Source organism: Mesorhizobium terrae (assembly GCF_008727715.1).
GTDB classification, from domain to species: domain Bacteria; phylum Pseudomonadota; class Alphaproteobacteria; order Rhizobiales; family Rhizobiaceae; genus Mesorhizobium; species Mesorhizobium terrae.
This window is the reverse complement of record NZ_CP044217.1, coordinates 1-22,947: the sequence shown is the minus strand read 5'-3', so window position 1 is coordinate 22,947 and position 22,947 is coordinate 1. Positions and strand designations below refer to the sequence as shown.

The following is a 22,947-nucleotide window of genomic DNA, read 5'->3' as shown; positions in this document are numbered from 1 at the left end:
TCAAAGCATCAGGGGGGGTCAAAATTGGACGCCGATTCCCCGGCTTAGGGGGTCAATTTTGCATGCCGATTCACAGTTTGCTCATCGCCGTTCGCAGAATCTGTAACCAGGCTCCCTGAAATACGCGCAAAACCGACAAATGCGAGGCGAGCCTCTTCTATCGACACTTGCTCAGCGATCGCAGCCGAGCAGCAATTCATTGCGGTTCGATAATCGTCCCCCCGTCGACTGACCGGCCACTCGTACAGGAAGAGCATCGCGTCCTCGACAGAGGCGACCTCATAAACGATCTGAGTAGGTGGCGACAACACCCGCACGCAATCGAAGGAATGCAAACTGCTCATCGCGCTCCTCCAACTCCGTCAGGCTTTACTTGTTCCGCTGAAGCTTCGTTTTTGGGCAAACCGTTAAGCGTTTACTTCACCGTGATGCTCATGCCGAATCTCGCAACTCCGTGGAATCATGTGAACCTCGGCTCTTCAACCCCCTACGAAACGGCCTCTGGTGATCCGATCGGATCAGTGTAAGGCTGGAGTCGGCTTTGCGAATTTCAGATCAGGCATAGTGATGCGGTGGCTACATGGTTGAAGCGGTTTCCGAGCGCTGCGAGTGCGGCTTGAGGCCGGGCTGAATGGCATGGGATTTCGAAGGGGCGATACTTTTCTTCACCGCGTTCACAAATCAACGGCAAGCTTTTCTGATCCAAGCCTGCCTTTAACACGTAAATATCTTCGTGAAGTAGGCGTGCCCGGACTAAATGCAGATTGCACTTGGTTTGGGTAAAAACACTTTGGTCGGGCACGTTCATGGACACTCAACAAAACGTAAATCGATCAGTGGCATGGCTCAGAGCGTCGATAGCCGTCCTGCCGGTAATCGCCGCATCGCTTTTGGGTCAGTTGGCGACATACCCCAATCTTGCCTCATGGTATGCGGGGCTCGTTAAGCCGTCATTCAACCCGCCGAACTGGATTTTTGCCCCCGTCTGGACCACCCTCTACGGATTGATGGCGTATGCGGTCTGGCGCATTCTGAAAGTTGCTGACAGGGCCACCGAGCGCCGTATCGCGCTGGCTTTTTTCTTCGTTCAGCTCGCACTCAACGCCTTGTGGTCGTGGCTTTTTTTCGGCCTGAACAATCCGCTGGCAGGCCTGCTGAACATTGTACCGCAGCTCCTGATCATTTTGGTAACGATAGAGCGGTTCCGCAGGCTCGATCCCGTTGCCGCTGCGTGCCTGGTGCCGCTCGCGGCGTGGGTCGCGTTCGCATCGCTGCTGAATTTTGAAATCTGGCGCCTGAACGGCTAGCGGCAGCAGACAATGGCCGCCGAAACGCCTTTTCCCGGGTCCGAACGTCCTGTTATCGTCTGGTTACGCGACGATCTCCGATTGTCCGACAACCCGGCTCTCACCGCTGCCGCGAATTGTGGCCGCAGGATCATCTGTGTCTTCGTGCATGACGAGGAATCCGAGGGGCTACGCCCGCTCGGTGGCGCGGCGCGATGGTGGCTCCATGGCGCCTTACAGGAGGTGGACAATGCCTTGCGCGCCCGTGGCGGTCGTCTTTGCGTCTACAGAGGGGTTGCATCGGCGGTCATGCCTCAGCTTGCGGCTGACAGCAAGGCGGCGGCGGTCTACTGGAACCGCCGCTATGGAGCGGGGGAGCGCCGCGTCGACGAGGCCGTGAAAACCGCCCTTAAAACACAGGGGATCGAGGCAAAAAGCTTCAACGGCCACCTGCTTTACGAGCCGTGGTCGATCAAGACAAAGTCCGGCACCCCGTTCCGTGTTTTCTCCGCTTTCTGGCGCGCCGCACATGAGGCCGGCGAGGCCAGCCAGCCGCTTGACGTACCTTCGCGGCTGAACCTGTTCCATGGCCCGTGCAGGCAGGCGTCAACACCGCGCGTCGAACTTGCCGATCTGGCGCTGGAGCCCTCATCGCCTGATTGGGCGGGCGGACTGCGCTCGAACTGGCGACCCGGAGAAGCCGGCGCCCTGGCCCAGCTCGAATTCTTCCTCGAAGAGCATTTGAACGAGTATGCCGACCTCAGGGATTTTCCCGGCCGTTTGGCCACATCCCGGCTTTCGCCCTATCTCCGCTTTGGCAACATCTCGCCCCGGCAGCTGTGGCACGCCGCAGAGGCCGCCGCCAATGCGGCCACCAATCCAGGGGTGCATCGAAACCTCGAAAAATTCCGATCCGAATTGGGGTGGCGCGAGTTTTCGTACCACCTTCTTTATTACAATCCCGAGATATCGAGCCAAAACCTGCAAACTAGGTTCGACGGCATGCCTTGGCGGACAGATGCCGACGCAATTCGAGCGTGGCAGCTCGGCAAGACGGGCTATCCCATTGTCGATGCCGGCATGCGCGAACTTTGGACGACGGGGTGGATGCACAACCGGGTGCGCATGGTGGTCGCCTCGTTCCTGGTCAAGCATTTGCTGATCGACTGGCGACAGGGCGAGGCTTGGTTCTGGGATACGCTTGTGGACGCCGATCCGGCCAACAACGCGGCGAGCTGGCAATGGGTCGCCGGTTCCGGCGCGGACGCCGCACCCTACTTCCGCGTTTTCAATCCGGTTCTGCAAGGTGAGAAATTCGATCCCGACGGCCGTTATGTCAAACGATGGCTGCCGGAACTTGACGGTGTTTCCTCATCCGTCGTCCATCGACCTTGGCAACGTGGCAGCAAGGTCGAAGTCTATCCCGAAAGAATCGTCGAGCACGACTTCGCCCGTCAACGCGCTCTCGACGCGTTCAAGGGCCTGGGTTGACTACAACCACCATGCCGCTCATCCGCGTGACAGGATGTTTATTGGCCGCACGCTTGAAGTCAGGCCGTCTCAAGACGAACCGGACGAATCCGATATCAGCTGCATTCGCTCATTTCCGAGAGAAAAGCGGCAGCGGCTTCGTAGAGGTCGCCGTGAGCCCAGTCGTTCCTGCTCCCGATATCGTTTGAAAAAAATACGGCTAAAGCTTCATTGTCTCTCTCAGATTCAACGCTGACGGGACGTTGCGAACGGGCGATGACCAAGTTGTTTTGATACTCGTCGGTTCTAATCGAAACAAACTCTAAAAATGACGGTTGGAGATAACAGCCCGTCTCCTCCAGCAACTCTCTCGCGCCAGCTTCCTGCCAAGTCTCGCCACGCATCTGATAGCCGCCTGGCAGTCCCAGCAATCCGTAGCCAGGTTGCTTGGCGCGGCGGATTACGAGCAATTCCCTTGTGGCATTGTGGGCGAGCACAAAGACGGTTGTCGGCGTGTTGTCGTAAACTCGCAGCTTCGGTGTGACCGGCAAATTGGACATCATATACTTTCTCTACGCGTCGTTCTCTTCGTCTCACCCTTTCTTCTTGCCGTAATAAGTCACGGCGTGGATCCAGTCCAGACCGGCTAATCTCTCGCGGCGGTGATCCGCTTGGCCCTCCCGCCCGTAAACGTAGTTGGGAATCTAGGAGGTCAGATTGAACGACATTCAGAAGGAAATCGAGAAAATCCGCAAGTCGCTTCACGATCATCCTAAGCGTGAGCTTCTATTCGAGCTCGATACACTGCTTTCGGTGGCGATAGAGGAAGTGAAGCGCCTGAAGGCAAACGGAATTATTTAGAGAAAAACGTAAGCGTAAGGCACTCTCGCTTGCCCATGCGCATGCAAGCTAATTCTCGTAATGGATCATCTAACCTTGGCTGAGAACTTACCCTCCAACCATCCGACGGTGAAATTCGGAAAAATCGGTGTCCTACTGATAAATTTGGGCACGCCGGATGCTACCGATCCCGCTTCGATACGCCGGTATCTCGCAGAATTCCTGACGGATCATCGTGTCATCGAACGGTCTCGCTGGCTCTGGTATCCCATACTCTACGGCATTGTGCTGAATACGCGACCGAGAAAAGTCGGGAAAGCATACGAGACGATTTGGAACAAGGAAAAGGACGAAAGCTACCTGAGGACTTTTACGCATAGCCAGGCTTTGCAACTTACCAAGAGACTCTCGGATCTTCCGACGGTACAGGTTGAATGGGCGATGCGCTACGGCCAACCGTCTATCCGGAGCAAGATCGAAGAGCTTCAGAAATCCGGCTGCGAAAGGATACTTCTCTACCCACTTTATCCTCAATATGCGGCCGCGACGACCGCGACGGTGAATGACGAAAGTTTCAGGGCGCTGATAGACCTTAGATGGCAGCCGGCAATCCGCACGGTGCCGCGATATCATGACGATCTCGTCTATATCGATGCTGTCGCCCATTCGATCGAAAGCCATTTCGCCACTCTCGATTGGGAGCCGGAGATATTGCTGACCTCCTACCACGGCATCCCGGCGTCTTATTTTGCGAAGGGTGATCCCTATCACTGCCAGTGCCACAAAACGACGAGACTGCTCAGGGAGCGTCTCGGCTGGAGCAAAGACCGGATAATGGTGACGTTTCAATCGAGGTTCGGTCCGGAAGAATGGCTCCAGCCATACACCGACAAAACCGTTGAGAAACTGGCACAAGAAGGAACAAAAAGAATTGCGGTAATCAATCCGGGCTTTGTTTCCGACTGCCTGGAAACGCTCGAAGAGATTGCAGTGGAGGCGAAGGAAACGTTTCTTCACAGTGGCGGTGAGCGGTTCACCCACGTGCCGTGCCTCAATGACGGTGCGGACGGTATGAAAGTCATAGAGCATATTGTCCGAAATGAATTGGCAGGCTGGGTTTAATGCGTTTTAAAACACAACGAAATCGTGACGGTCGACGCGCCAGATCAATCACAGGGCCTTTTCGTCATAAGCCTTCGATAAATGTATGCGCATCTTGCGTGATGGCCTTCACGCGATCTTTTGGCATCCGGTCAAGCGTTCGATACGGCATGCCCATGCGGGGATTTTGCTCGAGATAAGAGCGGTTCTCGATTAAAAAACTCCAGTAGAGAAAATTGAACGGGCATGCGCCAGGGCCGTTCTTAATCTTGGGACTATATGCGCAGGTCCCACAATAATCGGACATTCGGTCGATATAAGCGCCGGATGCAGCGTAGGGTTTTGATGCCATCAAGCCGCCATCGGCGAACAGAACCATCCCATGTGTGTTGGGCAATTCAACCCAGTCGAAAGCGTCCGCGTACACCGCCAGATACCACTCCTCAAGCTCGGCCGGACTAACCCCTACGAGCAGCGCAAAGTTGCCGGTGATCATCAGACGCTGGATATGATGAGCATAGGCGTTTCGCCTGGTATCGGCTATCGCTGTGGCGAGACAGTTCATGTCCGTTTCGCCGGACCAGTAGAACCACGGCAGCGATCGGACTGCGCCAAGAGCGTTCGTTTCGGCATAATGTGGCATCTTTAGCCAGTAGATTCCGCGAACATATTCGCGCCAGCCGAGAATTTGTCGGATGAACCCTTCGACTGAATTGATCGGCGCCTCACCACGGCGAAAGGCGTTCTCAGCCGCTTCACAGACTTCGCGAGGGCTCAACAAGCCGATGTTCAAGTAGGGCGAAAGCAATGAATGAAAAAGAAATGGCTCATGTACCGCCATTGCGTCCTGGTAGTCGCCGAAAAAGGGAAGCGCTTCAGAGATAAAAAAATCTAGCGTCGCGAGAGCTTGTTTTCTGGTGACCGCCCATGCGAAGCCCTCGAGATCGCCAAAATGGTCCGCGAAACGCACCGCAACCATCGACATAATCTCGCGAGTGATCGCGTCCGGCTCTGAGCCGAAGCGTTCGGGCACTTTAAGAGTGTGCGGCAATTTTTTGCGGTTATCAGCATCAAAATTCCAGTGACCGCCGCAAGGGCTCTCACCGTCCATCAGTATGCCGTTTCGCCGGCGCATTTCTCGATAAAAATGCTCCATCCGATAGGTTTTACGCCCGTCCGCCCATGCTTGAAACTGACCCACCGAGCAAAAAAAGCGATCATCTTCTCGAACATTGACATGCAGTCGGAGCTGTTCGGGCCACCCGTCCACCATTTTTCTGACCCGCCATTCGCCGGGTTCAGTAATGACGACGCAATCTGGTTTGAGACGGGCAATCGCCCGTATCAGTTCACCGGTGAAAGAGCCCGTGTTCGCCTCATCGTCTAGGCGGACATAGTCGACCCTGAAGCCGTGTTCACGCAATTCGTCTGCAAAATGCCGCATAGCGGACAAGATGAAAGCGATCTTCTGTTTGTGATGTCGAACGTATGTCGCCTCGTCCGCGACCTCGACCATGAGCACCACATCTTCCCGAGGGTCAAAACCCTGCAGCGAAGAAATGTCATGGCTAAGTTGATCGCCGAGGATAAGAGCGATCGTCCTGGCCTTTGCTGCTTTCATCGCGATCGATCAGTCTGCTGTGCCCGTTGTCTCGCCAGCGACAATACGGGCACAACGGCTGAGCAGATAGAGAGATCTCCGCGACGGCATTTCCAGGTCGACCGAGCGGCTACATAGACGCATTGATTGCCTTTCGGTTTGGCGGCCCTTATCACTTACAGGCCGCCTTGGTGGCTCTCTTGTGATTATACTGTTATTCGTCGGCTGGTCCCTTGCCACTATCAAATGGCCGATCTCAAAACCGCTTCTGTTCCATTGCTATCTTCTCCGTGATTGCGGCCCGGAGGATCGTCGCGAATATATCTCAGACCACCGATCGCCAGATCGCAATGAAATGCCCGGCCTATTGCGACTAACCCGACACGTTTCAACCGATGCGTATCAAGTGGAATAGCGGTGCGATAGGGTACAAAGTCGCTAAACCACAGAACTACCGTCCGCCAATCTGGATATGCCGTAAAATCGTGGCGGTACGACTGCCAGGATCTTTCCAGATAATCTGTTCTCAGATGAACGTTGTAGACCTCGCCGTTGCCAAACACGTCTATCGCGATCCCGTCCCAGCCACTTGCATCCACAACATGGGCCGTCGGCGAGAGATCGAGGGAGGCTTGAAGAAATCCTCCGTTGTTTTCCAGGTTGACGTCTCCGCGCATACGGATGGCGGACCGGCCTGCAACTTCCTCGCGAGTCATCACTCCTTGGGAAACTCCACCCATTACTGTGTCTGTAACAAATTTCCATTCGCTACCAATCGCAGCGACTGGTGGTTCCCTGCTGAGGTCATCTATCATAGCAGTGGCAGGCAACATATTTCCGTCCCTATCGCGTGATGGCCAACTTAACCTTTGGTTCGCAGACGAGAGCGTCCACCATCCACTCCAATCACTTGCCCCGTTATCCAGCCGGCTTCGGGTGACAGAAGGAAATCGACAAATGCGGCGATATCGTCGGGCTCACCAAGACGGCGCATCGCATGCAATTGTGCAATGGCGTCTGCCACCTGAGGCGAATTGGTCAGCGACTGCGAAAGCGGCGTCCTGGTTAACGAGGGGGCTACGCAGTTGACGCGAATTGCTGGCGCGAGTTCCGCCGCCATCGCGAACGTCAAGCCTTCCAGGGCTGCTTTCGCCATAGAGACGGACGCATGAGCGGCGAATCCCTGCGAGGCTGCGACCGAGGAGATCAGAACCACTGAAGCCGCGCGGCTCTGTTTGAGGCTTGGAAGATGAGCCTTCATCGCGAGCGCCGCACCTACGGCATTGAGCCGGAAGTCGCGCACGAAGTCATCTTCGGTCAGGCGGCCGATCGGCTTCAGGTTGATCGACCCTACCGCGTAAACGAGACCATTGATGGGCCCGTGAACTTCCGAAGCGACTCGCTCGAAACTGCCTGGGGTCAGCACGTCAACAGCCGTAAAGGTTGCTCCAGTTTCCACCGCGAGTTTTTGAAGCCGGTCGGTATCGCGCCCAACGAGATGGACACTCTCACCCCGTTCGGTAATGCGGCCGAGAATGGCCGTACCGATGCCGCCCGAACCGCCGTAGATAACTGTTGTTGCCATTTGACTTTTCTTTCTTGTGCCTGGAGTGATTTCACGACCAGACGAACCCTTCGCCCTCCCTCAGTCCTTGGCTATACGTTCCTGCATTGGCAGACGTCTCGCGAACTGCACGATCTCGGAATGCGCACGATCGCGTCGGTCCATAAAGCGTCGATCCGGTCGATGCAGGATTCACTGAATTCAGTGATTTTTCTCCAGTACCGGCCGTCTTCGACGAAATAGCCTAGCTTGGCCTCAAGTGACTTTGCTGCGGCTTCGGCCTCCCGAACGACCAGTCCTGAAAATATCTGCTTCAAGGCACTGACCCGGCGCGTGGTCAAACGCGAAAGAGTTGCCAGTGTCGTGCGCGGAAGAGTAAGCCTGCTCTGTGGACGGCTGGAAAGGTTGAGGCAGAGTGTCCCTGCTCGCAGGGCCGTCACGAACAGGCGACTTGATTTCGCTTCAAGAGAACGCAGCGTGACGTCTTGCCGAAGCGGATCAGCCGTTCCATTGCCGTAAAAATGCGTGCCTCCAACCCCGGAGTAAATCATGTCACAGCCAAGAAAGACGAGAACGTCTGGCTTCAACGCATGAAGCGCCCAATACGCAGAAGTAAATGCCATGGTTCCGCCTGCATAAACGAAACCGCCGAATTCGTTCTGTGCAGGAACAAATTCGTCTGACGTGACCCTCGAAGCAGATGTTGACTGCATGGCGGGTAACCGATCACTTGGGAAGTCGTCAGGATATATCAAATAATCCCAATCGTCGCGGATAGCCCACGCATTGTTTATGGCTACTATCGACGCAATCGCGGAACGATCCCAGGCACGAACTTCCAAAGCATCAGGTGCGCTGCCGAGTACAAGAACGACATTCGGCTTTTGCTCTATCGTTTCCATTGAACCGGGCGCTGCTTGAACAATTTTTTCCTAACTGCTGCCTTTTACGTCAAATCGAGCACTTTGGATCTCATGCTCCGTACGCCACGGGGCTGGACGCTTCTCTGTTGCCGCAAGATCGCAGGCGTAGAGATAAATGCCTCCGTACCATCGGCAGGAGTGGGGCGATCGTGGCCAATTTAGTTTACAGCAGCCGAAGGAACGTGTTGCCTCTGCTTTCTTATGCCCGACTTTTTTCTGCGTTTCAGAGTGGGCCGGGCAATGCGGTATACCAGCAGCAGCGAAAGTAATGTCAAATAGATATACTGCTGCGGTGATAAAACTTTCGTCGCAAGATAAAAATGTAACCCTCCGCATAGAGCGACAAGGTAGATGAGCCGGTGAAGTCGGAGCCAGTTCTTCCCCAGCCTGCGAATGGATAGGCTGTTGGATGTGACCGCGAGGGGCACCAGAAGAGCGAATCCTGCCATTCCGAGCATAATGAAGGGTCGCTTCATGACATCCGCTATTACGGCGTGCAGTGCCATTTCCTGGTCTAATACAAGATAGACCGTGAAATGAAATAGCACATAGTAGAAGCACAATAAGCCAAGCGCTCTCCGATAACGTATGAGATTCAATCCGAAAATCTCGCGCAACGGCGAGATAGCAAGGGTAAGAACCAGAAACCGCACCGCCCAAAAACCGAGGAACAGCTCGAACGTCTTTACTGGATCGGCTCCAAGATTCCCCGTGGCGCCAAGATAGAATTGCCATGCGGCTGGCAGGAGCCCGGCCAGATAGAGCAGCCAGATGGCCTCGTCGTGCCAGCCACGCCTCAAGGTGGAAGTTGGACTCATCAGAAATTCGCCTTGAGGTCCATGCCGTTGTAAAGGCTGGCCACCTCGTCGCCATAGCCGTTGAAAATCTCTGTCGGAATTCGATTTGAACTGAAAAAACCGCTACTCCCGATGCGCCTTTCAGTCGCCTGGCTCCATCGCGGATGGGGTACGTTCGGGTTTACGTTCGCATAGAATCCATATTCATTGGGCGCCGTCGTGTTCCAGGTATTCGACGGCTGCTTTTCGGTCAGGCTGATGCGGACGATCGACTTGATGCCTTTGAAGCCGTACTTCCAAGGCACGACGAGACGGATGGGAGCTCCATTCTGATTGGGCAGTGTTTCGCCATAAATGCCCACTGCCAGAATTGTGAGTAGGTGACGCGCCTCGTCGAGCCTCAACCCTTCAATATACGGCCACGCCAACGATTGGAACAGCCCTTTTTGGCCTGGCATTTCGTCTGGCCGGACTACTGTCTCGAATGCAACGTATTTGGCGCTGCCCAGCGGCTCAACCTTGTCGAGAAGCGCCGCCAGCGGAAAGCCATCCCATGGGATCACCATCGACCAAGCCTCAACGCAGCGCATTCGATAGACCCGTTCCTGCGGTGGAAACATCTTCATAATGTCGTCAAAACCGAAGGTCGTCGGTCGGGCAACCATGCCATCGACCTTGATGGTCCACGGCAGCGGCTTGAAGGACGCGGAGTTACGTGAAGGGTCTGATTTATCCAAACCGAACTCGTAGAAATTATTGTAGGTGGTCACGTCGTTTCTGGGCGTCAGCTTTTCGGCAACGGTGTAATCCGTTTTCGCGGCCGATATAGGAGCTGAGGCCGCCACCGAGGGTACAATCGAAGCAACAGCGGCTCCAGCGCCATAGGAAATAAACGACCTTCGAGAGAGCCATGCATCCTTGGCGGTGATACATGATGCCGGAATTTTGGGCGGGCGATAGATCATCGACATCTCCGGGAAATTTTAGGCTACGGGCATGGGGGCGAACATCGTCACAGAAGCGAATAAGTATCGCGGGCGACGTTCCAAATGGGCAATCATGAGCATCGAGCTCAATGTTCTTGCCACGCCACAATCATACGCCGATATCGAGTCAAAATGGGCGGTACGCCGTCAATCAGAGCACCGCCCATGTCTGATGCCGCTTATTTTGGCAAAAGAACGGCGTTGACGACGTGGATCACGCCATTTGATTGCATCACATCCGGAATGGTCACCTCTGCGGCGCCACCAGATTCATCGATGATGTAGACATGTTTGCCTTTCAGTTCGGCTGTCAGCGAATCTCCGCTGACTGTCGTCATGTTATACTTGCCGCCGTTCTTCTTGATGTCGCGAATAAGATCCTCGGCAGTGACCTTTCCGGCCACAACATGAGCGGTGAGGATTTTTACCAGCTTGTCCTTGTTTTCCGGTTTGAGAAGCGTATCGACAGTCCCCTTAGGAAGCTTTGCGAACGCCTTGTTGGTCGGTGCGAACACGGTAAATGGTCCCGGTCCTTCGAGCGTCTTCACGAGGCCTGCTGCTTTGACGGCAGCTACAAGGGTCGTGTGATCCTTCGAGTTGACGGCGTTCTCGACAATGTTCTTGCTGGCGTACATCGGCGCGCCGCCTACCGTTGGATTGGCCGCATAAGCGGTTCCGGACATCGCAAGTGCCACGGAAAACATAGCGGCTTTCAACAACTTCATAGTCATAGAGTCCTCCTTGTTTCACTGTCATCTGACAAAGCTTTGTACGAAGGCCCCTGCGTTATGGATTTCCCGGTAAAGTAGATTTGAGTTACCGCGTGCCGATCATCGGCATCGAGACTCGCTATCGTTGCTCTTGTCAGCGGCAGGAACGCGTCGCGCGAAACCGGTAGGCGCCCGATGCTGATGGAAAGTTTGTTGCTGGTGACCGCCCAGGTAATCCGATGTAGCCCTTTGCGGCGGCGTGAGAGTAGACTGTCAGGTCCCTAAGAAATTGTCATTCTCCAGCTGAAACGTCAGCTTTTGGCGAAGACAAAAAAGCCAACATCGATGGTTGCGGTTCTGAATCCAGCCTCGCAGTAGCAGAGATAATAGTTCCAGAGCCTGCGGAAGCGCTCCGGGAACCCCAGTGCCGCGATGTCGGGCCAGGACGCCAGGAAGCGTTTGCGCCAGTCGGAAAGTGTGGCCGCATAGCTCGGCCCGAAACTTTGCGTCGAAACCAGCTCCAGGCCGGCCTGTGCGCCTTGGTCGGCAATGATTGCTTTGGTCGGAAGCATCCCGCCTGGGAAGATGTGACGCTGAATAAAATCGGGAGAGCCACGGTAAGCCTCGAAGCGCGCCTCATCGATCGTGATCACCTGCAGAACGGCTATGCCGCCGACGTTCAGGCGATCATGCAGAGTTTCAAAGTAAGCCGGCCAGTAGGCTTCGCCGACCGCCTCCAGCATTTCTATCGATACGATCCTGTCATAGGAACCCTCGACGTCGCGGTAGTCCGTCAATTCCAAAGCAGCACTGTCGACCAGCTTTTCCTGCTCCAGGCGCTTTCGAGCGAAAGCCAGTTGCTCGGTCGATAGGGTAATGCCGGTAACGTGAGCACCTGCGCGAGCCAACCTCATGGCCAGGGCTCCCCAGCCGCAGCCGATTTCGAGGACATTCTCGCCGCCCTGAAGATCCAGGAGTTCTTCGATTTGTGACAGCTTGGCTTCCTGGGCCTCTTCAAGCGTCAGGTTTGGATGTGTATAAAGCGCCGATGAATAGGTCATCGTCGGGTCGAGCCAGCGCTCGTAAAATGCGTTGCCGAGATCATAGTGGAAGGAAATGTTTCTACGGCTTCCAGTTTTGCTGTTAGCGCGCAGAAAATGACGTATGCGATTATAGATGCGAGCAGGCCAGAAACCGGAAATGCTGCGATCGAGGACAGCGATGTTTCGTGCCGCCAACTCCAGTAGTGCGGCAAGATCCGGGCTTGACCAATCACCGTCGATGTAGGCTTCCGCAAAGCCCAAATCCCCGTGGCTGAGGAGCCGCCGGATTGCTCGCCAGTCATGGATGATAAGCGTCGCGGACGGTCCGGACCGCGCGGCAGAATGCTCGACCCGATCACCGGATGGCAGCACGACGGTGATGTGGCCGCAATCGATCCGCGCGATCATTCGGCCAAGCAAATGCGCGATCACGCTTTCTCTGTGCCTTTTAAAGCCGCTCAAGGTTCTCGTCTTGATGTCAAACGTCATGCACGCTGCTCTTCTCTTGACCGCTTTCAGGGTTTGCTCCGCGCCCGATGGTGACGGGCCGATCCGGTGGGGAAGGCCGCGGATAGAGACGGATTCCCTTCAGCCAAATAAGCAGTGCTTCCCAGTAAATGCCTGCGATGACTTTGAATGTCAGCAGCGGATAGACGAAGAACACGCGGGCTAGAGAGGCGTCTGACAAATCCTGCCTGACAGCGGTCAGCTTGGCGATAATGAGCGGTCCTTCGTCATCACGGCCGATAACCGAAACTGATAAATCGTTTCCGGGAGGCACGATAGAAAAGGAATAGATCATGCCGGTGGTCATGAATGGCGATACATAAAAGGATTTTGGGCTTTCCTGGCGGATTGGCGCCTCAGTCCCGGAGGGCACGGGAATGAGATAATTATGGCGCTGTCCAAAGGTATTGTTGACCTCGTAGAGAATCGCGGAAAGCGACTGATCCCGCCTGTGACAGAAATAAATACTCAGCGGATTGAACGCGTATCCCAGGATGCGTGGCATGGTGAGCAGCCGGATCGGACCACCGGATTCGATGCCGGCTTCCTCTAATTGCTGCTCGATCCTGTCGCGCGGCGATGATGTCGATCCCTCGCCATGGTCGCGATCATGGAAGCTGAAGAGGTTGAAGCGGTTATGCGAGAAAAAGCGAAGTTTCTTCGCCAGCACGTCTATTTCGTCGAGATCGAGCAGCAGGTAGAAAATACTGTAGCGCAGGCGATGCTGTGTCGGCCGCAGCCTGTGATGCATCACGGAACCAGCATACAGCCCTAATCGGAGTTCCGGCATCAGGCTGCCTCCGTCTCCGGCAGATCGGGCACGCTGTGATGAATATGGATGCGGCCGGATTCGCCCGGAACTGTCCACGGCCGCCGCACGCCGCCGATCGCCTCGGCGACCGCAAGCCCGGCTTGCAGCCCATCCTCGTGAAACCCTGCGCCGAAATAGGCGCCGCAGAACCAGGTGTTGCCGCGCCCTTGCAGCGACCAAAGCTCCTTTTGCGCCTGCATCGCCCGGGCATCGAAACGAGGATGGCTATAACTCATTCGCTTGAGGACCGTCTCGGGTGCGATCTCGCGGTGAGGGTTGAGCGTTACGAACAGCGGCCGCTTGCTTTCGATCCCCTGCAGACGGTTCATCCAGTAGGTCACGGCGAGCTTGCGGCCATCATTGTCATCTCTCGTCATGTAGTTCCAGCTCGACCATACACGGCGCCGCTCCGGCATCAGGCGCGTATCGGTGTGAAGGACCGCGTCATTGACGATATAGTCGAACGCGCCAAGCAGACGTCGCTCTTCGATACTCGCATCGGCCAGCATTTTCAGAGCTTGGTCCGCGTGTGCTGCGATGACAACGCGATCGAAACGGCGACCGTGGCCATCGTGTCCAACGATCTCGACGCCATCTTTTGCGCGAACAATCGCGTTGACGGGATAGTTCGAGACGACTTCGGGTATGGTTTTGGAGAGTACCTGCACATAGGACCGACTGCCGCCGGCGACGGTTCGCCAGATCGGTCGGCCAGCAAGCTTCAGAAGACCGTGCGTCTGGCAAAATCGGATGAACGAAGCCGCGGGATAGGCGCCGATTTTTGCTGCCGGCGTCGACCAGACCGCAGCCGCCATGGGATAGAGATGGTCATTGCGGAAGCCGTCGCCGTAGCCGGCCGCATCGAGATATTCGTCGAGGGTTATCATTCCTAACGCTGCAACATTCCGCGGCGCTTCGCGGTAGAAACGGACGAGGTCGCGCAACATCATCCAGAATCGTGGACTGATGGCGTTCCGGCCCTGCGCGAAAAGGCCCAGCAATCCGGTGCCGGAGTATTCAAGGCGGCCGTCGTCGAGTGAAACGGCAAACGACATATCGGAACGCTTCGTGGCAACGCCAATATGGTCGAAAAGCGCGATGAGATTCGGGTAAGTGTTCTCATTGAACACGATGAAACCGGTATCGACTGACAAGCCTGCGGCATCGACCGTATGGCTGTGACCCCCAAGCCGGTTATCAGCTTCGAAAAGAGAGACGCGATGCCTTTTCGAGAGCAACCATGCGGCAGACAGCCCGGAAATGCCGCTGCCAACGACAGCGATGTCGAGGCCTTGATCGGCGGCCGGGCTAGGTTCCCACCCGTTACGTCCGTCGGTTGCTGCAATCTTTCCGGTCAAAGGATTTCCCTCCGCGCGCCAAACTGCCAATATTTACGGAAGCCGGCGCGCGATAGATCACTTGAAGCGTGATCCACTCGCAGGGCGCGGGCGTATGAAGGGCAAATGGATGCAGCGAGCTTATATATTGGAACCAGGAATACGCGGCAGGTCCGGCCGGCAGCGAGGCTGGTTGTTTTGAACGAGGCAAGGCAAAAAGAGGTGCTGCCGTCTCCCGAGGAATTGATCCGTCTCATCGACGCGGTTGCGCGGACGCAGGACCGGAATGCCTTCGCGCGACTTTTCGGGTATTTCGCACCTCGCGTCAAAAGCTTCCTCATGCGATCGGGCCTTGAAGATGCCGCTGCGGAGGAAGTGGCCCAGGAGGTCATGATAGCGGTATGGCGAAAAGCGTCCTATTTCGATCCCGGTAAAGCCGGCGCCTCAACTTGGGTGTTTACGATTGCCCGCAATCAAAGGATCGACCGTCTGCGCCGCACGCGATCTCGGACTGCCGATCATCTTCTGGATCCGACTGATGAACCCGATATGCCGCCTTCGGGTGAAGATATCGCCATCGTTGCCGAACGGGAGGAAGGGGTGCGCAAGGCGTTGGAAAGCCTGCCGATCGATCAGTCAACCATTGTGCGGCTGTCGTTCTTTGCCGAGAAACCGCATGCGGAGATTGCAAGAGAGCTGGGCATTCCTCTCGGCACCGTAAAATCCCGTGTTCGGCTCGCATTGAATCGGCTTCGGACCCTTTTGGACAGCGATATATGACGATTAACCATCACCCCAGCGACGAGACGCTGATGCGTATGGCGGCCGGCGCATTGGGCGCAGGTCCTGCGCTTGTCGTCTCCGTCCATCTCGAAGGATGTGCGGTCTGCCGCAACCGTATAGCGCACTTCGAGGCCGTTGGCGGCGCGATCCTGGATGAAATGTCACCCGCTCCGCTCGCTGCGGATTTTTTCGGACGCACTATGGAGCGGCTCGAGGTTGCTCAATCCTTGCAGACCGAAGGCCGAGCCACGATCAAACATCCGGAACTGGGAATAGAACTTCCGCGGGCGATGCAGCACTGCGAGATCGGTCCGTGGAAGTGGCTTGGGCCGGGGTTCAAATGGAGCAAGGTCAAGATTCCCGGTAGCCCTGACGAAAAAGTCATGCTGCTGAAAGGCAGAGCAGGGCTCCATCTTCCGGCTCATGGACATACCGGCCTCGAATTCATGCAGATTCTGTCTGGATCGCTGGCTGACGAGCGCGGCCAGTATTTTCCAGGGGACCTCGATGAGGCCGGCGACGATGTGGATCATCGGCCTGTGGTTGGGCAGGAATCGGATTGCGTGTGTCTTGCCGCGCTTGAAGGCGATACGCGACTTCACGGATTGCTCGGTCGCCTTCTGCGTCCGATCGTGGGTTTCTGATCGATGACTGCGGGGAACGCGTTCAGCACAGCGCCGCCAGAAGTGGCCGGTACATGAAAGCATTTCCGTCTCCGGTCGATTTGCTGAACGTGATTGCCAGGATCGGTGCGACGCGACCCCTTAGCGTTGTCCGCTACGGACGCCACCCGCGCCATGTCCTTGACATCTATCCGGCCGCGAAGGACGGGCCGTCGCCAGTCATCGTCTTCTTCTATGGCGGCGGCTGGGAGGATGGCGAGCGAAGCGACTACCTCTTCGTTGGACATGCCCTGGCCGAGCGCGGCATCACCACCGTGATTCCCGATTACCGTGTCTTTCCCGAGGTTCGCTTCCCCGGCTTCCTCCAGGATGCGGCTGAGGCAATGCGCTGGACGGTCGATCATATTGCGGAGTTCGGTGGTGATCCTCGTCGCGTCATCGCCATGGGCCATTCCGCCGGAGCCCATATCGCCGCCATGCTGGCCTTCGATCGCCAATGGCTTCTTGAGCTTGATCTCGATGCAAGCGTCGACCTTCGCGCCATTATCGGCCTTGCCGGTCCCTATGACTTTCTCCCCCTTCATAGCCGGACGCTGAAACAGATCTTTGGGCCGGAAAACGGCCTCGCCGACACACAGCCGATCAACTTCGTGGATGCTTTTGCTCCGCCGGCATTCTTGGCGACAGGAAACAATGATCCGTCCGTCGATCCCGGGAACACAATTCGGCTCGCCGAACGAATGAGAAGCGTCGGCGGCGAAGCGGAAACGAAGCTCTACGACCGTGTAAACCACCGCACGCTGATCGGCGCGTTTGCTCCTCCGTTGCGGTTCCTGGCGCCGGTTCTCGACGATGTCGCGGGTTTTGCGCTGAAGCATACCGATCAACAACTGCCTCCCGGCAGGCCGGCGGCGCAGGAAAGGAGCGCATGACCGCAGCGATCTTCGTTCTCGCATTGGCAGCTTGCGTCTCGGCGACGATGATCGGCGCCTGGCTTATTGCGCTTCGTACTGGCCGGTCGGGCTGGATCGATGCGATCTGGTCTTTCGCCACCGGCGCGTTTGGCGCGGCAGCGGCCCTTGTCCCGTTTGCTGATGCCGAGATCACAGTCCGTCAGGTGCTTGTTGCATTGCTGGCGCTCCTCTGGTCACTGCGACTTGGCATTCACATCGCGGCACGCACCGCTCGTGGCGGCGATGACCCCCGTTACAGCCAATTGCGTGAAGAGTGGGGGAAAGCCTTCAACACACGCCTGTTCTGGTTTCTGCAGATACAGGCGCTGGCCGCCCTGGTGCTCGCGCTGTCGATCATGCTCGCAGCCCATAATTCGGCGCCCGGTCTCAGATTTTTCGATTGGCTCGGCGTCGCCGTCCTGATCGTGGCAGTCGCCGGCGAGGCGCTTGCCGACCGACAGCTCTCGGATTTTCGCTCGGATCCTGCGAACAAGGGCAAGGTCTGCGACGTCGGGCTCTGGGGGGTCTCGCGACATCCGAACTATTTTTTCGAATGGTTGGGCTGGTCCGCCTACGCAATCATCGCAATCGATCTTTCAGGTGCCTACCCCTGGGGCTGGCTGGCGCTCGCCGGGCCATTATTGATGTACTGGCTCCTCGTTCACGCGTCCGGCATTCCCCCGCTCGAAGCTCATATGCTGCGCTCGCGAGGCGAGGCATTTCGCGACTATCAGCACCGCGTCAACGCGTTCTGGCCGGGCCCGCAACGCGCCGCAGACGCGAAACCCGATGGAGACATTCGATGAGCTTGATTGCCTCAGTGATCCGCGCCGCTGAACGCTCCCCGCTTCCCGACCCGTTGGCGCGAATCGGCATTGAGTTCCTGGTCGGGCGTACGAGACGAAAGCTCACCTTAGCATCGCAACGGGAGGAATGCGATTTCGCGCGCGCCATGAGCGAACACCAAATCGCCGAACATGCGGACGCTGCCAACGAGCAGCACTACGAATTGCCGCCCGAATTCTTCGCGCTCACGCTCGGCCCGCATCGCAAATATTCTTGCTGCCTTTATCCGACGGGTCAGGAAACGCTTGCGGAGGCTGAACGTCTGGCGCTGGAGGAGACGGTCGCGCACGCCGGTTTAGCCGATGGGCAGTCGATCCTTGAACTCGGCTGCGGCTGGGGCTCGCTCACGCTTTTCATGGCGGAGCGGTTTCCGCATTCGACCATTACCGCCGTCTCCAACTCCAGCCCGCAGCGGCTTCATATCGAAAGGCAGGCGGCGGCGCGCGGCCTTACCAACCTCCGTGTCCTCACCGCAGACATGAACGCCTTCGAAGCCAATGGCGGCTATGATAGAATCGTTTCCGTCGAAATGTTCGAGCACATGTCGAACTGGCGGGTTCTGCTCGAACGTATCAAGACGTGGCTTGCGCCCAATACGGGGCGGCTTTTCATTCACGTTTTCAGCCACAAGCACAGCCCGTATCGGTTCGATCATAAGAACGAGTCGGACTGGATCGCCCAGCATTTCTTTACCGGCGGTATCATGCCGAGCCACGGCCTTATCAGGCATTTTCCGGACTGCTTCATGGTTGAACGGGATTGGCGCTGGAGCGGGATTCACTATCAGAAGACGGCGATAGACTGGCTGGAGTGCTTCGATGCGAACCGTCAGCAGATAGATCGCATCCTCGGCGATGTTTACGGTGCCGACGCCGCGCTCTGGCGCCAGCGCTGGCGTCTCTTTTATCTGGCGACGGCAGGCCTGTTCGGGCACGCCAGCGGTGAGGAATGGGGCGTGAGCCACTACCTCCTGCGTCCAGCATGACGGGCGTGTTCATGAGATTTGTTCGCCACATTTGGGATCGCGTTGCCGCCTATGCCGCGCACGACGATCCTATGGTCGCGGCCTGCAATCTGGTTGCTTTGGTGGTGGCGTCCAACCAACCATTTTATCCTCTCTATGTTTATTGGGCTGTCAGCGACCATGTCTGGCCGACCTTCTTGACCTTCCTATCGACACCGTTTTTCCTGGCAGTGCCAGCCGTTGCCCGACGATATTCCAAGACAGGCCGAGCGCTTCTTCCCCTTGCCGGCATAGGCAACACGATCTTGAGCGCACAGGTATTTGGCCCCGCGTCGGGCGTGGAGATTTTTCTGATCCCGTGCGCCTTGATTGCGGCGACGTTTTTCAAAGCCTCGGAGAGGGTTATCGCATTTGTTTTGATCGGCGCGGCCTTGCTTGCCTACCTCGGGCTGGAAGGGAGGTACGGCGTACCAATGCACACCTATACCACTTCCGAATATCAGGCGTTTTTTCGGTTGAATTCCATGAGCGCTGGCACGCTTACTGTTTTCGTTGGGCTTATTGCGTCAGGCTTGATAAGCGAAATCAAAACGCGGACCTGATGGCGCGCGTGATGAGGAAGCCGGCCGTTGCGGCAACCGCGGTCACAAATGTTCCCCAGCAGAGATCAGCGATCGTCACGATGATAGGCCAATTCTTCAGTGTGGCCTGGTTGGTCAGGTCATAGGTCGCGTAGGCGAAAAGGCCAAGAAACGCGCCATATGATGAGGCTGTCATCCATCGATCGCTGGTAAGTGCTGGAGCGATCGCGAAAACGACGATGCCGGCAATATAGATGAGATAAAACAGCGCCGCTGGCGCCAGCCTGAAACCGTCGACCAACATGTCACCCATTAGCGGACGGTAGAGCCGTTGCGCAGCTAAGCTCAGCCAGATTGCATCAATGGCCAGAAACACCAAGCCGGTCGCGATGTAGGCAATTCCATATGTTTTCAAGGGTTGGCCTTTCTTTGACCGAGATTACTCCTGTTACGCCCTTGAGTGATCGTCGGATCACAAAGTGCTGCTCGTTATGGCGGCCAGGCTCCGAAAGCCGGCTCCATGCATGGGATGTGATCCAAACACGAGACTCCTGCGTAACCATCGTAATTGAAGTTAGAATTTTTGGGAGCCTGTGCCGTGATATTGCGTGTCGCAGCATTGTCGGTTGTGTCATTTATAGGTTGCACCGCGCTCGCCGCCCAGGAGCGTAATCCTGATGGGGTTTGGTTGCGCGATGACGGCAATGCCCGGGTCAGGATAGCGCCGTGTGGCTCGAAAATTTGCGCAACTAATCTCTGGATCAGGGACACGAGTAAGGGCGAGGAGGTCGGCGACCGACTGGTGATGACACTCAATCGTAAGTCGGATACGAAGCTTGCAGGAACCGCCTATGACCCGAAACGAGACAGGAGCTATGCTATAACGGTGATTGTCGGTCGCGACAGCTTAACCACACGCGGATGCATCCTAGGTGGACTGCTTTGTCGGGATGTGAATTGGGCACCGGCAGGCGGAGGTTGAAGGTTGTTGATTGCCTTTCCCCATCGTGAAATCCGAAATATAAAACGGTGCCCCTCTGTGCAGTTCATCCCTTGGCCCCAGTACCGGCAGCAGGCCACACTCTCGGTGAGACCAACACGGCATCGATGAACGAAATTCACTCTCGCCAAATTGGCCTAGCGCTGAACAATCCAAAAGGTATATCGCAGCGTATTGCCTATATTGAGAGCTATAGAACCAGAGGCTACGATGAAAATGCGTTTGGCGATGTTCCTGATTTCGATATTCGGCATGCTCGTAACCGTATCGCTCGCCGCCGAGCCAAATGTCGCAAAGGTCCCGTTAGGCCACTATAGCGGCACATGGCTGGAGATTGCTCGAAGACCGATGTGGATTACCGACGGCTGCGTTGCCGGATTTACAACCTATCGCACAGGCAATAGCCCCAAAGAGGTCGAGGTCCTCGACGGATGCCACGAAGGTACGCCTTCCGGCAGACTCAAGACGGTGAACGGCAAAGGTCATCTCCTGGACGCCGACACCAATCGCGCCAAGCTTCGCGTGCGATACCCGCTCTTCATTACTTACAATTATTGGGTTTTATACACATCGCCAGACAAGAGCTGGTTCATCAGCGCAGATTCCCGGCTCAAAAATCTTTGGATTTACGCGCGACGCCCTCCGACTAGCCATCAGCTATCAATCATGGTTCGCAAGGCTCGGTCGCTTGGCTATGACGTGAGCAAGTTGGAATTTCCTCCAGCCAAGTGAGAAGCGCGCTTAGAAGCCATCGCGCTGCTTCTACTGACCATGTCAATGGTGGAGCAAAACCAGGCCATTGGGCGGCGTAAAAGTAGGTCACTTGGCGCCTCAATCGGAGAACGTCGGAGCGCGTAACCCCAATAGAGTGTCACGCTTGAGCCGTTGGCGATTTTCGTAAGCGTTTTCAGGCCGCTTTTTGGGCGCCGTTTTGAGCGCAATAATAGCTTTCGCCCTTCATCTCAAGGATGTTTACATGATGAGTGACGCGATCGAGCAGTACGAGTTCAGTCGTTCCGATCTCAGTGTTTCGGCCCATTCGTCAAAGCGGAGATTGGTGGTGGTGAGGGTCGCGGCGTGCTCGCAACGTTGCGAGATCAGCTCAAACAGCAGTTCAGCCACGTTCCTGGACAGCGGCACGACGCCCAGAAAGTCGATAATGAGGAGCCTGTAGGCGGCCATCTTTTTCTGGAACCGAAGCAGACGTCGTTCGTCGAGGGCCCACATTATCTCGCTGAGGAGAGCGGCGGCGATTGTGAAGCCGACTGCCGGTCCCTTCTGGCACGCGGCCAACCTGAGATCGAGGGCGACATAGCTCTTGCATGTGCCGCTGGAACCGAATGCAGCAACATTCTCGTGCCGCTCGGTCCATTCGCAGCGTGCCAGTTCCAGGGCCTGCATCTTGTTGAGCCTCGGAGTGGCTGCGAAGTCGAAGCATTCGGGTTTTGACGACCGGGAACGTCGCCGCCTTGATCCGGCGATCAACTTTGCTGCGATCTCGCTCTATCATCTCTCGATCGGCGATGCGTGCAACTAACAGAGGTGGGTTCAATCCCGGCTCACTTCTCGGCGAAAATGAACCCCTGACCATTCTCTCAGTCTTTCAAATCGGCACAGTGGACCTTTACGGCCACTTCGTTGCGACGCAAGAAAGGTAATGTCCAAGGTGGGTCGTAGAACCACGCGACTGGCTCACCCGCCGACTGCCACTCGCTGCCGGCAAGCGCGGCCTTGAGCCTGGCGATCTGCGATTGCACGGCTGCGTCGTCCCGGCGGCCGGTAAAGCGCAGTACCGCGTAATCCTGTTCTGGAACGATGACGAGCTTGACCCTGCGATCTCGGGGCTCCGGCGCAGTGTCCACGGTCAAATCGCTAGGCAGAAAAAACTTCATAGTCCAGCCTTCGGCGGTCCGCTGCTGGCCGACGGGCGCGGTCATCTCGACCTGTTGCGATGACTGAGCTACTGGAGCCGTCATCGCGATTTTCGTTTTGGCCTTGTTGTTGCCGAAAATGTAATCTGCCAGAATTTGGAATGCGGCACGGCGGGTGTCTTCCATCGTCTTGCCTGATAAAGTCGTCTCGGCCGCAAGCCTTTGGTCGTATCGGCGAATTTCCAATTCGCCGCTATGCGCTACGATGGAATAAGGCGGCTCTTCGACGCCGGCGCGATAGCCGATCACCGCTAAGCCGGCTGCAAATAAGCCGGAAATCTTACCTGCCAT

General features: G+C 56.5%; 27 protein-coding genes and 1 pseudogene. 12 read left to right on the top strand and 16 right to left on the bottom strand.

Translation table 11 applies throughout. From position 1 onward, the window contains the following. Positions 1 to 44 precede the first annotated feature (44 nt). The gene (locus tag FZF13_RS00135) at positions 45 to 344 is read right to left on the bottom strand and encodes a DUF982 domain-containing protein (protein ID WP_065996801.1); all 300 of its coding nucleotides are present in this window, start codon (positions 342 to 344) and stop codon (positions 45 to 47) included. 206 nt (positions 345 to 550) lie between these two features. Continuing rightward, the gene (locus FZF13_RS00130) at positions 551 to 808 is read right to left on the bottom strand and encodes a hypothetical protein (protein ID WP_139116431.1); all 258 of its coding nucleotides are present in this window, start codon (positions 806 to 808) and stop codon (positions 551 to 553) included. Here FZF13_RS00130 and FZF13_RS00125 point away from each other — a divergent pair. After that, on the top strand, positions 807 to 1,307 hold the full coding sequence (locus tag FZF13_RS00125; RefSeq protein ID WP_065996802.1) for a TspO/MBR family protein: 501 nt from the start codon (positions 807 to 809) through the stop codon (positions 1,305 to 1,307). The two genes, FZF13_RS00130 and FZF13_RS00125, sit on opposite strands and share 2 nt — an antisense overlap. Positions 1,308 to 1,319: 12 nt before the next feature. Continuing rightward, a complete protein-coding gene (locus tag FZF13_RS00120; protein ID WP_065996803.1) occupies positions 1,320 to 2,777 on the top strand; it encodes a cryptochrome/photolyase family protein in 1,458 nt (485 codons plus the stop codon). A gap of 95 nt (positions 2,778 to 2,872) precedes the next feature. Here the strand turns inward: FZF13_RS00120 and FZF13_RS00115 are convergent, their stop codons facing one another. Next, complete coding sequence (locus FZF13_RS00115) at positions 2,873 to 3,319, bottom strand: NUDIX domain-containing protein (RefSeq protein ID WP_065996804.1); 447 nt, start codon at positions 3,317 to 3,319, stop codon at positions 2,873 to 2,875. A gap of 154 nt (positions 3,320 to 3,473) precedes the next feature. On the opposite strand from FZF13_RS00115, the gene FZF13_RS28730 reads away from it, so the two are divergent. Both FZF13_RS28730 and hemH read left to right on the top strand, forming a co-directional pair. Further along, positions 3,474 to 3,617 (top strand): hypothetical protein, encoded by a 144-nt coding sequence (locus FZF13_RS28730; protein ID WP_167523830.1) that lies wholly within the window; start codon positions 3,474 to 3,476, stop codon positions 3,615 to 3,617. 60 nt (positions 3,618 to 3,677) lie between these two features. Continuing rightward, a complete protein-coding gene (gene hemH, locus FZF13_RS00110) occupies positions 3,678 to 4,718 on the top strand; it encodes a ferrochelatase (RefSeq protein ID WP_065996805.1) in 1,041 nt (346 codons plus the stop codon). Positions 4,719 to 4,782: 64 nt separating this feature from the next. Here hemH and FZF13_RS00105 read toward each other — a convergent pair whose 3' ends face one another. The 10 genes from FZF13_RS00105 to FZF13_RS00060 all read right to left on the bottom strand — a co-directional run bounded on the left by FZF13_RS00105 (position 4,783) and on the right by FZF13_RS00060 (position 14,996). Beyond that, positions 4,783 to 6,318 carry a cryptochrome/photolyase family protein gene (locus FZF13_RS00105; RefSeq protein WP_065996806.1) on the bottom strand — a complete coding sequence of 512 codons (1,536 nt, stop codon included), beginning with the start codon at positions 6,316 to 6,318 and terminating at the stop codon, positions 4,783 to 4,785. A 221-nt stretch (positions 6,319 to 6,539) separates the two neighbouring features. Further along, positions 6,540 to 7,130, bottom strand: coding sequence for a CIA30 family protein (locus tag FZF13_RS00100; RefSeq protein ID WP_083237630.1), 591 nt, complete (start codon positions 7,128 to 7,130; stop codon positions 6,540 to 6,542). A 29-nt stretch (positions 7,131 to 7,159) separates the two neighbouring features. Beyond that, positions 7,160 to 7,882, bottom strand: coding sequence for an SDR family NAD(P)-dependent oxidoreductase (locus tag FZF13_RS00095; RefSeq protein ID WP_065996807.1), 723 nt, complete (start codon positions 7,880 to 7,882; stop codon positions 7,160 to 7,162). 71 nt (positions 7,883 to 7,953) lie between these two features. Continuing rightward, complete coding sequence (locus tag FZF13_RS00090; protein WP_065996808.1) at positions 7,954 to 8,763, bottom strand: hypothetical protein; 810 nt, start codon at positions 8,761 to 8,763, stop codon at positions 7,954 to 7,956. Positions 8,764 to 8,942: 179 nt separating this feature from the next. Beyond that, positions 8,943 to 9,602, bottom strand: a complete 660-nt coding sequence (gene msrQ / locus FZF13_RS00085; protein ID WP_065996809.1) for a protein-methionine-sulfoxide reductase heme-binding subunit MsrQ — start codon at positions 9,600 to 9,602, stop codon at positions 8,943 to 8,945. Beyond that, complete coding sequence (gene msrP, locus FZF13_RS00080; RefSeq protein ID WP_065996810.1) at positions 9,602 to 10,546, bottom strand: protein-methionine-sulfoxide reductase catalytic subunit MsrP; 945 nt, start codon at positions 10,544 to 10,546, stop codon at positions 9,602 to 9,604. The genes msrQ and msrP overlap by 1 nt, the downstream gene beginning before the upstream one ends. A gap of 200 nt (positions 10,547 to 10,746) precedes the next feature. Next, positions 10,747 to 11,292: a fasciclin domain-containing protein gene (locus tag FZF13_RS00075; RefSeq protein ID WP_065996811.1), complete on the bottom strand. Its 546-nt coding sequence runs from the start codon at positions 11,290 to 11,292 to the stop codon at positions 10,747 to 10,749. A gap of 296 nt (positions 11,293 to 11,588) precedes the next feature. Beyond that, positions 11,589 to 12,809, bottom strand: coding sequence for an SAM-dependent methyltransferase (locus FZF13_RS00070; RefSeq protein ID WP_065996812.1), 1,221 nt, complete (start codon positions 12,807 to 12,809; stop codon positions 11,589 to 11,591). Continuing rightward, positions 12,799 to 13,617, bottom strand: a complete 819-nt coding sequence (locus tag FZF13_RS00065; protein WP_065996813.1) for a DUF1365 domain-containing protein — start codon at positions 13,615 to 13,617, stop codon at positions 12,799 to 12,801. The genes FZF13_RS00070 and FZF13_RS00065 overlap by 11 nt, the downstream gene beginning before the upstream one ends. Continuing rightward, on the bottom strand, positions 13,617 to 14,996 hold the full coding sequence (locus FZF13_RS00060) for an NAD(P)/FAD-dependent oxidoreductase (RefSeq protein WP_065996814.1): 1,380 nt from the start codon (positions 14,994 to 14,996) through the stop codon (positions 13,617 to 13,619). The genes FZF13_RS00065 and FZF13_RS00060 overlap by 1 nt, the downstream gene beginning before the upstream one ends. Positions 14,997 to 15,173: 177 nt before the next feature. Here FZF13_RS00060 and FZF13_RS00055 point away from each other — a divergent pair, with 177 nt between their 5' ends. From FZF13_RS00055 to FZF13_RS00030, 6 genes are read left to right on the top strand one after another with little or no spacing between them, the layout of a single operon-like run. Next, positions 15,174 to 15,755, top strand: a complete 582-nt coding sequence (locus FZF13_RS00055) for a sigma-70 family RNA polymerase sigma factor (protein WP_065996983.1) — start codon at positions 15,174 to 15,176, stop codon at positions 15,753 to 15,755. Then, positions 15,752 to 16,402: a ChrR family anti-sigma-E factor gene (locus tag FZF13_RS00050; protein ID WP_065996815.1), complete on the top strand. Its 651-nt coding sequence runs from the start codon at positions 15,752 to 15,754 to the stop codon at positions 16,400 to 16,402. The genes FZF13_RS00055 and FZF13_RS00050 overlap by 4 nt, the downstream gene beginning before the upstream one ends. 53 nt (positions 16,403 to 16,455) lie before the next feature. Next, positions 16,456 to 17,313, top strand: coding sequence for an alpha/beta hydrolase (locus FZF13_RS00045; protein ID WP_065996816.1), 858 nt, complete (start codon positions 16,456 to 16,458; stop codon positions 17,311 to 17,313). Further along, positions 17,310 to 18,140: a DUF1295 domain-containing protein gene (locus FZF13_RS00040; protein ID WP_065996817.1), complete on the top strand. Its 831-nt coding sequence runs from the start codon at positions 17,310 to 17,312 to the stop codon at positions 18,138 to 18,140. Before FZF13_RS00045 ends, FZF13_RS00040 begins: the two co-directional genes overlap by 4 nt. Then, on the top strand, positions 18,137 to 19,165 hold the full coding sequence (locus FZF13_RS00035; RefSeq protein WP_065996818.1) for an SAM-dependent methyltransferase: 1,029 nt from the start codon (positions 18,137 to 18,139) through the stop codon (positions 19,163 to 19,165). The genes FZF13_RS00040 and FZF13_RS00035 overlap by 4 nt, the downstream gene beginning before the upstream one ends. Beyond that, complete coding sequence (locus FZF13_RS00030) at positions 19,162 to 19,746, top strand: hypothetical protein (RefSeq protein WP_245317422.1); 585 nt, start codon at positions 19,162 to 19,164, stop codon at positions 19,744 to 19,746. The genes FZF13_RS00035 and FZF13_RS00030 overlap by 4 nt, the downstream gene beginning before the upstream one ends. Here FZF13_RS00030 and FZF13_RS00025 read toward each other — a convergent pair. After that, positions 19,730 to 20,140, bottom strand: a complete 411-nt coding sequence (locus tag FZF13_RS00025; RefSeq protein WP_065996819.1) for a DUF2177 family protein — start codon at positions 20,138 to 20,140, stop codon at positions 19,730 to 19,732. The two genes, FZF13_RS00030 and FZF13_RS00025, sit on opposite strands and share 17 nt — an antisense overlap. Positions 20,141 to 20,323: 183 nt before the next feature. Here FZF13_RS00025 and FZF13_RS00020 point away from each other — a divergent pair, with 183 nt between their 5' ends. Continuing rightward, entirely contained in the window at positions 20,324 to 20,707 is a 384-nt protein-coding gene (locus tag FZF13_RS00020) for a DUF2147 domain-containing protein (protein ID WP_083237632.1), read from the top strand. A 228-nt stretch (positions 20,708 to 20,935) separates the two neighbouring features. After that, positions 20,936 to 21,457, top strand: coding sequence for a lipocalin family protein (locus tag FZF13_RS00015; RefSeq protein ID WP_065996820.1), 522 nt, complete (start codon positions 20,936 to 20,938; stop codon positions 21,455 to 21,457). A gap of 175 nt (positions 21,458 to 21,632) precedes the next feature. On the opposite strand, the pseudogene FZF13_RS00010 reads toward FZF13_RS00015, so the two are convergent. Both FZF13_RS00010 and FZF13_RS00005 read right to left on the bottom strand, forming a co-directional pair. Further along, a pseudogene (locus FZF13_RS00010) lies at positions 21,633 to 22,247 on the bottom strand (ATP-binding protein); the annotation flags it as partial. A 73-nt stretch (positions 22,248 to 22,320) separates the two neighbouring features. Next, complete coding sequence (locus FZF13_RS00005) at positions 22,321 to 22,947, bottom strand: SOUL family heme-binding protein (protein WP_065996821.1); 627 nt, start codon at positions 22,945 to 22,947, stop codon at positions 22,321 to 22,323.

Bases quoted from the DNA above. Each gene is read 5' to 3' on its own strand.
- msrQ (WP_065996809.1), bottom strand. From the start codon at position 9,602: ATGAGTCCAACTTCCACCTTGAGGCGTGGCTGGCACGACGAGGCCATC.
- FZF13_RS00090 (WP_065996808.1), bottom strand. From the start codon at position 8,763: ATGGAAACGATAGAGCAAAAGCCGAATGTCGTTCTTGTACTCGGCAGC.
- FZF13_RS00105 (WP_065996806.1), bottom strand. From the start codon at position 6,318: ATGAAAGCAGCAAAGGCCAGGACGATCGCTCTTATCCTCGGCGATCAA.
- FZF13_RS00015 (WP_065996820.1), top strand. From the start codon at position 20,936: ATGAAAATGCGTTTGGCGATGTTCCTGATTTCGATATTCGGCATGCTC.
- FZF13_RS00125 (WP_065996802.1), top strand. From the start codon at position 807: ATGGACACTCAACAAAACGTAAATCGATCAGTGGCATGGCTCAGAGCG.
- FZF13_RS00035 (WP_065996818.1), top strand. From the start codon at position 18,137: ATGAGCTTGATTGCCTCAGTGATCCGCGCCGCTGAACGCTCCCCGCTT.
- FZF13_RS00115 (WP_065996804.1), bottom strand. From the start codon at position 3,319: ATGATGTCCAATTTGCCGGTCACACCGAAGCTGCGAGTTTACGACAAC.
- FZF13_RS00130 (WP_139116431.1), bottom strand. From the start codon at position 808: ATGAACGTGCCCGACCAAAGTGTTTTTACCCAAACCAAGTGCAATCTG.
- FZF13_RS00005 (WP_065996821.1), bottom strand. From the start codon at position 22,947: ATGGCAGGTAAGATTTCCGGCTTATTTGCAGCCGGCTTAGCGGTGATC.
- hemH (WP_065996805.1), top strand. From the start codon at position 3,678: ATGGATCATCTAACCTTGGCTGAGAACTTACCCTCCAACCATCCGACG.
- FZF13_RS00045 (WP_065996816.1), top strand. From the start codon at position 16,456: ATGAAAGCATTTCCGTCTCCGGTCGATTTGCTGAACGTGATTGCCAGG.
- FZF13_RS00030 (WP_245317422.1), top strand. From the start codon at position 19,162: ATGACGGGCGTGTTCATGAGATTTGTTCGCCACATTTGGGATCGCGTT.
- FZF13_RS00100 (WP_083237630.1), bottom strand. From the start codon at position 7,130: ATGTTGCCTGCCACTGCTATGATAGATGACCTCAGCAGGGAACCACCA.
- FZF13_RS00120 (WP_065996803.1), top strand. From the start codon at position 1,320: ATGGCCGCCGAAACGCCTTTTCCCGGGTCCGAACGTCCTGTTATCGTC.
- FZF13_RS00070 (WP_065996812.1), bottom strand. From the start codon at position 12,809: ATGACGTTTGACATCAAGACGAGAACCTTGAGCGGCTTTAAAAGGCAC.
- FZF13_RS00050 (WP_065996815.1), top strand. From the start codon at position 15,752: ATGACGATTAACCATCACCCCAGCGACGAGACGCTGATGCGTATGGCG.
- FZF13_RS00095 (WP_065996807.1), bottom strand. From the start codon at position 7,882: ATGGCAACAACAGTTATCTACGGCGGTTCGGGCGGCATCGGTACGGCC.
- msrP (WP_065996810.1), bottom strand. From the start codon at position 10,546: ATGATCTATCGCCCGCCCAAAATTCCGGCATCATGTATCACCGCCAAG.
- FZF13_RS00135 (WP_065996801.1), bottom strand. From the start codon at position 344: ATGAGCAGTTTGCATTCCTTCGATTGCGTGCGGGTGTTGTCGCCACCT.
- FZF13_RS00075 (WP_065996811.1), bottom strand. From the start codon at position 11,292: ATGAAGTTGTTGAAAGCCGCTATGTTTTCCGTGGCACTTGCGATGTCC.
- FZF13_RS00065 (WP_065996813.1), bottom strand. From the start codon at position 13,617: ATGCCGGAACTCCGATTAGGGCTGTATGCTGGTTCCGTGATGCATCAC.
- FZF13_RS00040 (WP_065996817.1), top strand. From the start codon at position 17,310: ATGACCGCAGCGATCTTCGTTCTCGCATTGGCAGCTTGCGTCTCGGCG.